This window comes from Vibrio sp. 1069, from assembly GCF_033340555.1.
Genome location: NZ_JAWOWP010000559.1, coordinates 1 through 614, shown reverse-complemented (window position 1 = coordinate 614; position 614 = coordinate 1). Strand labels below are relative to the sequence as shown.

Annotated in this window: 1 protein-coding gene; it reads left to right on the top strand. The window is 48.7% G+C overall.

The genetic code is table 11. The features are described 5' to 3' along the window. Positions 1–77: 77 nt before the first annotated feature. On the top strand, positions 78–614 hold a 537-nt coding region (locus R7040_RS27725; RefSeq protein ID WP_411978222.1), incomplete at its 3' end, for a hypothetical protein.

The window sequence follows — 614 nt, the reverse complement described above, 5'->3', positions numbered from 1 at the left end:
TCGATCGAGTTGACCGATCATGCTGAGCTGAAATAATGAGATACATCATCAGAGCACATTAGCCGACAGGATAGAAAGTGGCGCAAGAGTTTACCGACATAGATAGCGAAGAGTTGGATGGACTTATCCAGCGAGTGCAGGAGGCGAAAGAGCATGACCTGGCACTGAGCGCGGAAGATTGTCATATCCTGTTGAAAGCATTAAAAACGCTGGCGGCCATACAAGAGCGCTTATCTGATAACGATATTACCTTGCATAAACTGCGTAAACTGGTGGGGATGGTCAGATCGTCAGAGACCATGGATACCCTGCTTGGCCAGAAAGCCAAGAAGAACAAAAAACGTAGTCAAAAACGGTCCAAACCTAAAGCGACTCAACCTGATGTGCCGGTAAAAACAAAAGTTACTCAGCACAAATTAACCGACCTAAGGAAAGGCGATGCATGCCCGGACTGCCATCAAGGCAAGCTGTATAAGTATGAGCCGGCTACCTTGCTGCGTATCACGGGGCAAAGCCCATTCGTAGCTGAGCAGCATGTTATGGAACGCTTGCGCTGCAATGCGTGCGGTCAGTACTTCACGGCGACATTGCCTGATGATGTCGTTGAGGATGGA